The organism is Endozoicomonas arenosclerae, assembly GCF_001562015.1.
GTDB classification, from domain to species: Bacteria; Pseudomonadota; Gammaproteobacteria; order Pseudomonadales; family Endozoicomonadaceae; genus Endozoicomonas_A; species Endozoicomonas_A arenosclerae.
In genome coordinates, this window is sequence record NZ_LASA01000140.1 from 34,123 (window position 1) to 43,974 (window position 9,852).

The window sequence follows — 9,852 nt, forward strand, 5'->3', positions numbered from 1 at the left end:
TAACCCTTTCTTGTGTTGAGAAAAAAAATCTGAAGCCGATGACTTTATTCAAGGATGAGTAAAGGATGCAAAGGCAGGTATGCGTTGGATTGCAGGCTTTTTGATGGTTGTTCTGAGTTTGTCAGCACAGGCTGAGGCTCGCCTCCCTGTTTATAGAGTGGCTATTATTGACCGGTTTTTTCCGCCTGCAGAAGGCTTTGAAAACGATGAGGAGCGGGTTCAGCATGGCTGGTTGTACGGCATGATGGATCTGGACGACGATGAACGTCGAGAGCCTTTTTATCATGGCGATGTGGTCAGGCTGATCGCATCTCATCCCCAGATTACTTTCATCCAGTATCCGATTTTGGATGGCAGGAATCCCATGTCAGAAATTCTTACGAACATTCAGAACATTCTCGCCCGTTTTGACAAACAGCCAGTGGACGCGGTGCTGCTTTCCTGGGAGTCATCAACACTGATCAATGCTTTTAATAAACCTCTCAAACTAGAGAAGGTCAATGAGTACAAAGAGAACGTACGACAGATGGGGCAACAGGATCCTGTCTGGAAAACCACCTATGAAATTATTCTGGCTCTGGAATCTCTGACTGAAAAGGGCATCCGGGTGTACACCATTGCCGGAAACGGTGGAACCGGAATGATTAACACGTTTTCGTTTGCAGAAGATGTTGTCACGGTCGGGGCAGTAGAAAGTGAGCTTAAGTATTTTGTTGCCAATAATCCTTTTGTTGATACTTATGCCCAGGCTGCCTATGAAGTCACCCGAGTGGATAATTCTGAAGGTGAGCCCATCGGTTATGACCTGAATGGTGATCAGTGTGTAGATATTCCCTTGGAGCGACTCACTGGCTATTCCAGTTCTGTGACAGAGTATCCAAAAAAATTCTGGCGTCTTTTAACCGGTTCTTCTTTTGCTGCCCCTGCTGCCCTTAAAGCAGCACTTTTTGCCCACTTACCTCTACAGCCTTGCTATAGCACTCACTAATTGCTCGCAGTTCAATAAGCTTGATAAGCCATTAACAGAAATGACTCACCTTTATTCAGGTAACTGAGATAAGGACCACTGATTTCAGAGGGCGCTTCATCAGGTGAGGTCTTTTGAAAACCCAGATGGGCATAAAAGGCTTCCAGATGATTATAGGGATAGCACCAGCATGGAGAGGGAGAGAGTTGTTCCAGTGTTGTTTTGACTAATTGACTGCCGAGACCTTCAGAGCGCCTTCCAATCTGCACCCAGACACTTCTTAACAGATAACCGTCAGCTTTCGGGGTGGCTCTGAGAGCTGCAACTATGGGTTTCCCGTCCCGCAGAATAAAAACACGTTCATTTGAGCGTGCCTTTCCCTTGTGACCATTCTCTTTAAAGAAACGATTGGCCAGTGGAAAGGCGACAGGTTGAAGCTCTTCAGGCGTCATCAGGTGTCTTTTTTATCTTCAGTTTTCTCGTTGCCGGTTTTTTTCTGAATCGCCGCCAGAATACCTCTGAGCATATTCAGTTCTTTGGCTTCGGGTCTTGCCTTGTTAAACAGACGGCGAAGGCGGGTCATAACCAGTCCGGGGTGTTGCTTGATAATGAAGTTAATGTCGTTGAGGGTTTCTTCCAGATGCTCGTAGAAGAATTCCAGCTCACGAGTTAATGGGTATTCTGCCGCTTCTTTATTGGCATAGTCTGGCTGGCTCTTGCGCAGCTCTGCCTTGCGGATCTCATAACAGAGGATTTGAATGGCAGAAGCGACATTCAGAACCGGGTATTCAGGGTTGGCATCAATGGACACATGATAGTGACACTTTTCCAGCTCCTGATTGGTGAGTCCCATAGTTTCCTGGCCAAAAACCAGGGCGACAGGATGCTGGCCGGCTTCAGCCACCAGTTTGTCTGAACACTCATCTGCGCCGAGCATTGGGCGGGTAAAGGTATGATTTCGGGTTCGTGCACTGGTACCAACCACCATTGAACAATCGGCTATGGCGTCATCCAGTGTCTGAAACACCCGGGCACCTGCCAGAACATCCTGGGCACCAGCGGCCATAGATTCAGCTTCAGGGTCAGGAAAGCGCTGGGGTGTGACCAGACAAAGATCCGATAAGCCCATGGTTTTCATGGCTCTGGCTGAGGATCCAATATTTCCAGGATGAAAGGTATTAATCAGAATAATGCGAATGTTGGACAGCATTTTAACCCGAATTAGCACTGAGAGAGGAGTTGAAGGGCGCTCATTATACTGTGAGTCGTTTGGAGATACGACTGCTATTCAATGAATGTGATGTAAGGGTTTAGTCTATCTGACTGTATAACCCTCGGAGTTCAGATAGAATACCCCTCTTTTTCCCTTCAGGTTGTATCCTCTGCTATGAGTCGTATCTCGGAGAAGCAGGCTTACAAGTGGTTGATGGGCCAGCTCAGTCCTACCCGAAGCTGGTTAATGGCATCAATTGCTCTGGGTCTGATTAATGGTCTTCTGTTCCTGGCGCAGGCTGCGTTGCTGGCAAAAATAATTCATCAGATGGTGATGGAAGATACTCTACGAGAGTCTCTGGTGAATGACTTTTTGCTGACAGGAGGTATTATTGCGCTCAGGGCTCTTTGCCACTGGGGGCGAGAAATTACCGGTTTCAGAGCCGGTCTGATTATCAAGGAAAGTATCCGGGGGGCCATCCTCAATAAATTGAAAGCCCTTGGCCCTCTGGTGATAGCTGAACAACCCGCTGGCAGCTGGTCCACTATGGTGGTGGAGCAGGTTGAAGAGCTGCAGGACTTTATTGCCCGATATTTGCCACAAATGGCACTGGCGGTGATGATCCCGCTGATTATTATTGTGGTAGCATTTCCTATGAACTGGACCGCAGGCTTGATTTTCCTCGGTACAGCGCCACTCATTCCCGTCTTCATGGCTCTTGTAGGTATGAAGGCAGCAGAAGCCAATCGACGAAACTTTCAAGCGCTTAACAGGCTGGGAGGCTTTTTTCTGGACCGACTGCAGGGAATGGAAACACTAAGGCTCTTCAAACGGGCCCGTTATGAACATCAGTCTCTGGAGTGGGCCAGTGAAGACTTCAGACATAAAACCATGCAGGTTTTGCGTCTGGCTTTTTTATCTTCAACCGTACTGGAGTTTTTCGCTTCGGTTTCCATTGCCATTCTTGCGGTTTACCTGGGCATGAGTTTTCTCGGGTATCTGAATTTTGGCAGCTATGGAGCCGGTGTCAGTCTTTATACCGGTTTGTTTCTTCTGCTGCTGGCTCCCGAGTTTTATCAGCCGCTTCGTGATCTCGGAACCCATTACCATGCCAAATCAAAAGCCGTCGGTGCCGCTGAATTGATTCTGGAACTGCTGAATCGTGAAGAGTCTGAAAGACATCAGGGTAAGGAAACGCTTGCGCTGGAAGCCCCGGTCTCCATTGCGGCTGACTCACTGACTGTTCAAGGCAGTGCCGGTGGCAGGGCATTACTGAAAGACCTTTCATTTTCTATCGGTGCAGGTGAGCGGGTAGCCATTATCGGTCCAAGCGGTGCCGGCAAATCAACGCTGGTGAATACCTTGATGGGATTCTGGAATTATCAGGGCGACATCAAGGTAGCCGGAGAAAATCTCTCAGATTTATCGATGGATAACTGGCGAAAACGCATTGCCTGGCTGGGTCAGCAACCCCTGATTATTCATGGCACCGTTTATGAGAATGTATCCTTTGGGCGTGATCTGGATGAATCCCAGGTCAAACTGGCTCTGGCCAGAGCACAGGCTATGGAAATTGTTGAGCAGTTGCCAGATGGGCTGAACAGTTTGCTGCAGGAGCAGGGAGGTAATCTCTCTGTGGGTCAGGCTCAACGAATTGCTTTGGCAAGAGCCATTGCCGAGCCAGTGAAACTACTGATTCTGGATGAGCCCACCGCCAGCCTGGACTCTTATAATGAACGACTGGTTCTCGATGCTCTGGAAGCTATTGATCCGGAATGCACGGTTATAACTGTAACTCATCGTCTCAAACAGATTGACTCAATGAACCGGGTTCTGATGCTGGAAAATGGTCAGCTGGTGGCCGATGGAAGTCCACAGTCGCTTAAGCAGGATTCAGCGCCGGTGAAGGCATTTATGGCCGGTTTAAAAGGGAGTCTGGATGATGAGTGAGTTGCTGCCTTATTTAAAACTGTATCGTAAACACTGGGGCGCATTATCGGTAGGTATGTTGCTGGCACTGGCTACGCTTTTGTTCAGTCTTGGCTTGCTGGCTCTTTCAGGCTGGTTTATTACGGCTACTGCATTGGCAGGCCTTACCGCCGCTACAGCTCAAACCTTTGATTTTTTCTCGCCGGGCGCAGGTGTCAGAGGCTTCTCCATAGGTCGTACGGCGTCGCGATATTTTGAGCGTCTGGTCAGTCACGACGCCACATTCAAACTGTTGGCCTGGTTGCGCAGCTGGTTTTTTGAAAAGCTGTTGCCGCTTTCCCTTACCCAGTTAAAACGCTATAGAAAAGCTGAACTGTTGAATCGGCTGGTAGCCGACGTTGATGCTCTGGATCAACTGTATCTCCGGTTATTCAGCCCTGTCATTGCAGCCATTCTTGTGGTGGCACTGCTATCTCTTGGGCTGGGTTTCTTTAGTCCGGTACTGGGCTGGGGAACGTTGGCTCTGATGGGATTCTGGCTGTTGGTTTTGCCGGTTATCTTCTATCGACTGGGTTATAAAAGTGGTCGGGCTCAGTGTGAACTGCTGGGAGAGCTCAGACAGAAAGCACTGGATTATCTGCAGGGTATGGCCGAGTCCAGAATTTATGGCTCTGAAGCCAGAATGAGAGAAAGAACTGAAACCACAGAAAGCCGTTTGCACGGTGCTCAGCAAAAAATGTCCAGACTGGAAGGTGTGGGTGGTGCGTTGATGGTTATTGGCGCCGGTCTTTCAGCAGTGATCATGCTGTATCTGGCCGCTGGTGAGTATCAGCAGGGTGTGATTTCCGGGCCGGTGATGGTGATGTCTGTGTTTGCGGTTCTGGCAGGCTTTGAAGCTTTAATGCCACTACCTGGTGCTTTTCAATTTTTAGGACACACTCAGCTGGCCGCTTCCAGACTGACTGAGGTTCTGGAAGAAGAAGCCATTCAGTTTGGTGAGCAGGCTATTCCAGAATCCTTCAAAGGTCATATTTCTATTCAGGATGTTAGTTTTCAATACCCTTCATTAAGCGGTAGCGATGCAGCCGGGGTGAAGATTCTTGAGGGAATCAGTCTTGATATCCCGGCGGGTCAGCATTTGGCATTGTTGGGCAAAACCGGTTGTGGCAAGTCTACATTGATCCGATTGATTACCCGTCAGCTAACAGGTTTGGAGGGACGGATTGAAATGGGTGGGATCTCTATAGCTTCCTATACGGAATCTGCCCTCTACGGTCTACTGGCCGTGATCCCCCAGCAAACTCATGTATTCAGTGCCAGCCTGAGAGAGAATCTTAAAATGGCTCGACCTGAGGCTCAGGATGATGAGTTACTTGAAATCATTAAGCAGGTTGGACTGGACAGTCTTGCGGCGGCTGAAGGTGATGAATCTATTCTAAGCCTCTGGTTAGGGCAGGGTGGCGTTGCTTTGTCAGGTGGTGAGCAGCGAAGACTGGCCATAGCCAGAGCTTTGTTGAAAAACGCTGAGGTGCTCATAATGGATGAAGCCAGCGAAGGTCTTGATCCTGTCAGTGAAGAGCTTCTGATGAACCGTATTCTGGATGCTTATCGAGAGAAAACCGTCATTATGATTACCCATAAAAAAGCCATGCTGGATCGCATGGATAGGGTGATTCGAATGGATGGGGGAAGAGTTATTTAAGCGGTCGGCCTTGCTGATCCAATTCGGTATCAAAGTCGATCAGGAAGTCATTATTGCTATCCCAGTCGGCTTCGGTACGTTGAGCCTCTTCGGTCAATGTGTCGGTATCAAGAGGCAGTGAGGAGCTACCCGCTCTTCTATGGAGAAATTCAGCCGTTTCCTGCTTTTGACGATCACTGATTACTTTTTTTAGCAGGTTTTGTTCGGATAACCGATGGCTTTGAGGGTTGATAGCCAGCTCATCCCTGCAGGCTTTCAACAGTTCGATCTGTTCGCTGGGTGTGTAATTCCCTATAAAACTGTCCAGGTACATATCCGCTGATTCTTCATTATGATGGAGGTTCAGGAGTATTTCGTTGTACCTTTCCTTTCCTGCAATCTCGTCAGGGGTATCGGTAGGCAACAGGGTTAGCATGCTCTCTCTCTGATCTTTGGCTTCAGAAGGATTGAGCAGTTTTACCGCTACACTGAGACGAATTGACAAGCGTGCGGCATCGTTTCGATTCAGTCCCAGGCTGGCGAATTGTTCCATTTGCCAGGGGATGAGTTCAGCCACCAGAAAGTGCTGGGGAAAGGCTTGATCGTTTTCAATGCACCAGAGTGCGAAACTGTATGGGTCTTTTTGCCAAAGTTCCCGGGCAAGCGCAGTGCGTTCGACCAGCTCCTGTTCAGGGACATTGGCGGGGAAAAATTGCTGATCAACCAGTCCTGCACCGGCAACACTCCGAGCCCAGCGGCATTCCTGGATTTCCCGTTTATTTACCTTCTTATTACTGAGCCAGCCTCGATCTCTAAGAATATCAGCCAGTTTAAGACCGAAATCCCTGACTTTTCTAACCATGCGGCCACCCAGCCAGAGGGGTTTATTATCAGGTTCAGAGACCTGCTGGCTCATCGTCTGAGTGCTTTCCTGAAGAAGATCCTGACGGAGTACGTTCAGACAGTTTTCAACGCTGGTGGCCATAATGAAGTCCTTGTGAAACAGCCCTTATTACGTTTTGGAAGTAAACATTCTCAGTATAGAAGGCTACTTGAGCCAAGACGTCTGGGCGCTGACTCCCCGGTTTATGAGTGCATAAACCGCCATGGCAATGCCCAGCATATATTCCGGCACTTTAAAGCCCGGGACTCCAGTGTTCTTCAGCTGGTTCTCCATCTGACCACTGTTCAGAATTAACTGACAGGCATTGAAGATCTCGGCAAAAGTAACCGGTTGGCCGGGCTTGGGTGTGATACTGCCTCTCTTGCCGTTTCTTAGCCATCGCGCTCTTGCCATAAAGCAGTCTATGCAGAATTTGATATCCATGGCGCTTTTCAGTCCGGTTCGATCCTTCGCACTCTTACAACCAATAACGTTGGCAAAATCCAGCAAACGGCAGAGTTCACTGGTCAAATTACTGGTATAGAAAGGGTTTTTAGTCAGTTGGTGGTGACGGTCTTTGTCGTACATGAAACGGATATAACGGACAACTTCTACTAACTCCTGCTTGATTTCGGGCGGAGTCGAATCTTTTCTGAGTAGCTCTCCTACCTCGCCGCCGATATCGGCATCGGGCTCCATTGAACCCATTAACTCTGTCAGAGTCTCTCTGTTGACTTCATCAGCCAGCTCCCAGGTGCCTGTCATGGCCCCCAGTTTGGTAAATGCCATGTTGTTACAGGGATCAATAAAAAGGTGGATTCTGGGCTTGACCAGAATTCTCTGTTGTTCACCTGAGCGATCCCTGACAGAGATAATGCGTGTACCTCGTTCTCTGATCTGTTTAACCGCTTCCCTGACTTTCTCGCACCAGATTAACTCGGGATCATTCTTTTCGTGTTCGATCAGGTTAGGGCGGAGTCTGTCGGGACTTAACAAAAGCTTGTAACAGATATCAACTTCTATTGGGTCGTGATTGGGGTTGCTTATGGCTTCAGCCAGCGCTTCCGGCTTCTTTTGCAGAAGGGCTGCAATAACCATTTCTTCCATTCTCCGGTTGGTGACTTCTCTGCGCCGGTGTTCCGGTACGGCGAAGGCGTAGGGCACTCCGAGACGGGTCTCCATATAAACTGGAGCTTCAACACCCGCCATCCTTAAAATCATATTCATGAGATTGACGGCGTGTCCGGTTTCATTTCGTTTCATGGATGGACAGAACTTGTCCTTGTATCCCGGGTAGAAGAGGTCTACAAATGGCGCTGCCAGGTGAGCCAGGTCATCACTGCTTTCAGGAGGAGCCAGCATGGCTGCAGGGAGATACTGCAATACACAGTGCTGGTAACCTTCTGGGTATTTCATCATCAGTTCTTTATCGATGGAGCGTGTACCTTCACTTCCCTGTAAGAGCTTGACCAATGCTGCCTGATATTTTTTGCCCAGTTGTAAGGGGGACAAAGCTGACAGTATTTTCTTTTGAAGTCCAAGAAGTCGTGGAATCATTGGGGCAGAAGGGTCAAAGCGCACACTAGCTTTGCTTTGCAAGTCCATAATTTTTTGAAAAGCTGGATTTGAGGCCTCTATAGCTTCATCCGCAAGAAGCTGAATAGCCGCTGAACATTGCAGGTTGACACTGTGCAGGAAGTTAGCTTTTGATCGACAATCAAAAGTGGCTACGACTTTCATGGCTTCAATAAAAGGCAAGATGGCCTTGTTGACTGAGTTTAAGTCTGTTTCGAGGCAACGTGCGAGCTCAGGCTTCAGGCCTTTTTTATCGGGCGAAGTGAATTTCGTCCAGCCATCCAGTAATTCTGTTGCTCTCGCAATCAGCTTGTCAGAATCCACCAGACCGGCTTGTTGTGCATAAATAGGCTGTTCCATAAGCTGCAGTGTTTCCCGGACCAGTTTTTTCCAATCGGCACGGGTACTCTCGCTGGTAAACATAGGTTTAAAGGAGCTGAGGGTCAGAGGTCGACTCGCTTTACGCTCTTTAATCAGGGCTTCCGAGGCTTCGGGCATTAGTCGTTCAACCAGTGTCTGGTGATCTGCCAGAAAAGCTTTGAAGGTATCTTCATTCACATCCTTTGGATTATGAATACATAGGTACTCGTGAGCCGATGTCTGTAAATGTTTTTTTTCGTACTCGCTGAATTTCTCAAGCTTGAGGCCTTTGCTCTTCATGGCTTTTGAAAGAGGAGAGCTTCTATCATCGAGGTTGGTGTAACGAAATTCCGGAAACAGGTCATCAAAGGCTACAACGGGCTCTTCCAGAGGGTCTTGCATGAGGGGAGCTGGTGGTGGAAATACACGCTCCTCCTGAAGTGAAGAGGGTGTAGATAAACTCTCGTAACCATCATCATCGAAAGGAATATCATCATCCTCAAAGAAGAAGGTCATTCTTTTGGCCATATCTTCCTTGAAGGATTCATTGTTGACGGCACCCAGCTTTTTACTTAACTCCTCCATGAAGCCTTCATCAACAAAGGCTCTCATGCTTTCGTCAACAAAGCCGGTCGCCATGGAAAAGTGTCTCTTGGCTCGTTCCGATGAACCGCCGGAAGAATAGAGAGGAGATCCGGATGCGGTGGGTTGCATTGTTTGCAGGCGTCTTCTGTCAAAGCCTGAGCCATCGGTTTCAAAAGGATCGGAAGTAAAACTGGTCTCAGTCTGTGAGTCCTTTCCAACCGATTTCCTTATCCACTTGCCGGGAGATGATGATTCAGAGTCCTCGTCATCCTTCGCCTCACGGCGTGGTCGCATGGGTATATCAATAGGCTTTGAGGGCTTATCGGGTGGCTTTGAATCCATGGTTTTATCCGGTATTCACCTTATCTGGCGGCTATCGGCCGGATAAATGCAAGCTTTAATCTTTTATGGCTAAGGAACCTGCGAATAACCTCTAATTTACTTCCCTTCTTGAATCGAGTTCGAAGTAGGACTGAAATCAGAGGTCTCAACCCCTTATTTGTATGATATTTAGCCACTTTCGTGACTTCAGGGCGGACTAACCCTGTGCCCGGATCATTTGATCCAGTCGAACAATATTCGCCAGGGCAAATAAAGTAGACAGTTTATTGTCATTCTTCTTCAAACCTCGATACCTGGCTTTTATAAATCCAAATTGA

Annotated in this window: 7 protein-coding genes and 1 pseudogene; 3 read left to right on the top strand and 5 right to left on the bottom strand. The window is 48.3% G+C overall.

The window, feature by feature from the left end; all coding sequences use genetic code 11:
• Window positions 1-79 precede the first annotated feature (79 nt).
• Entirely contained in the window at window positions 80-988 is a 909-nt protein-coding gene (locus WG89_RS21440) for a hypothetical protein (RefSeq protein WP_245662953.1), read from the top strand.
• Window positions 989-999: 11 nt separating this feature from the next.
• On the opposite strand, the gene WG89_RS21445 is transcribed toward WG89_RS21440, so the two are convergent.
• Together WG89_RS21445 and trmJ are read right to left on the bottom strand one after the other, a co-directional pair.
• A complete protein-coding gene (locus tag WG89_RS21445; RefSeq protein ID WP_062269649.1) occupies window positions 1,000-1,419 on the bottom strand; it encodes a GNAT family N-acetyltransferase in 420 nt (139 codons plus the stop codon).
• Window positions 1,419-2,177 (bottom strand): tRNA (cytosine(32)/uridine(32)-2'-O)-methyltransferase TrmJ, encoded by a 759-nt coding sequence (gene trmJ / locus WG89_RS21450; RefSeq protein WP_062269650.1) that lies wholly within the window; start codon window positions 2,175-2,177, stop codon window positions 1,419-1,421. The genes WG89_RS21445 and trmJ overlap by 1 nt, the downstream gene beginning before the upstream one ends.
• A gap of 177 nt (window positions 2,178-2,354) precedes the next feature.
• On the opposite strand from trmJ, the gene cydD reads away from it, so the two are divergent.
• Both cydD and cydC read left to right on the top strand, forming a co-directional pair.
• Complete coding sequence (cydD, locus tag WG89_RS21455) at window positions 2,355-4,130, top strand: heme ABC transporter permease/ATP-binding protein CydD (RefSeq protein ID WP_079253974.1); 1,776 nt, start codon at window positions 2,355-2,357, stop codon at window positions 4,128-4,130.
• Window positions 4,120-5,811, top strand: coding sequence for a heme ABC transporter ATP-binding protein/permease CydC (gene cydC, locus WG89_RS21460; RefSeq protein ID WP_079253975.1), 1,692 nt, complete (start codon window positions 4,120-4,122; stop codon window positions 5,809-5,811). Before cydD ends, cydC begins: the two co-directional genes overlap by 11 nt.
• Here cydC and WG89_RS21465 read toward each other — a convergent pair.
• The 3 genes and pseudogenes from WG89_RS21465 to WG89_RS32285 form a co-directional block, all read right to left on the bottom strand.
• Window positions 5,804-6,775: a hypothetical protein gene (locus WG89_RS21465; RefSeq protein ID WP_062269651.1), complete on the bottom strand. Its 972-nt coding sequence runs from the start codon at window positions 6,773-6,775 to the stop codon at window positions 5,804-5,806. The two genes, cydC and WG89_RS21465, sit on opposite strands and share 8 nt — an antisense overlap.
• 63 nt (window positions 6,776-6,838) lie before the next feature.
• Entirely contained in the window at window positions 6,839-9,535 is a 2,697-nt protein-coding gene (locus tag WG89_RS21470) for an inositol phosphate phosphatase SopB (RefSeq protein ID WP_062269652.1), read from the bottom strand.
• 196 nt (window positions 9,536-9,731) lie between these two features.
• A pseudogene (locus WG89_RS32285) lies at window positions 9,732-9,852 on the bottom strand (IS5/IS1182 family transposase); the annotation flags it as partial.

Excerpts from the sequence above, each read along its gene's own strand:
- WG89_RS21470 (WP_062269652.1), bottom strand. The coding sequence starts at position 9,535 with ATGGATTCAAAGCCACCCGATAAGCCCTCAAAGCCTATTGATATACCC.
- WG89_RS21445 (WP_062269649.1), bottom strand. The coding sequence starts at position 1,419 with ATGACGCCTGAAGAGCTTCAACCTGTCGCCTTTCCACTGGCCAATCGT.
- WG89_RS21440 (WP_245662953.1), top strand. The coding sequence starts at position 80 with ATGCGTTGGATTGCAGGCTTTTTGATGGTTGTTCTGAGTTTGTCAGCA.
- cydD (WP_079253974.1), top strand. The coding sequence starts at position 2,355 with ATGAGTCGTATCTCGGAGAAGCAGGCTTACAAGTGGTTGATGGGCCAG.
- WG89_RS21465 (WP_062269651.1), bottom strand. The coding sequence starts at position 6,775 with ATGGCCACCAGCGTTGAAAACTGTCTGAACGTACTCCGTCAGGATCTT.
- trmJ (WP_062269650.1), bottom strand. The coding sequence starts at position 2,177 with ATGCTGTCCAACATTCGCATTATTCTGATTAATACCTTTCATCCTGGA.
- cydC (WP_079253975.1), top strand. The coding sequence starts at position 4,120 with ATGATGAGTGAGTTGCTGCCTTATTTAAAACTGTATCGTAAACACTGG.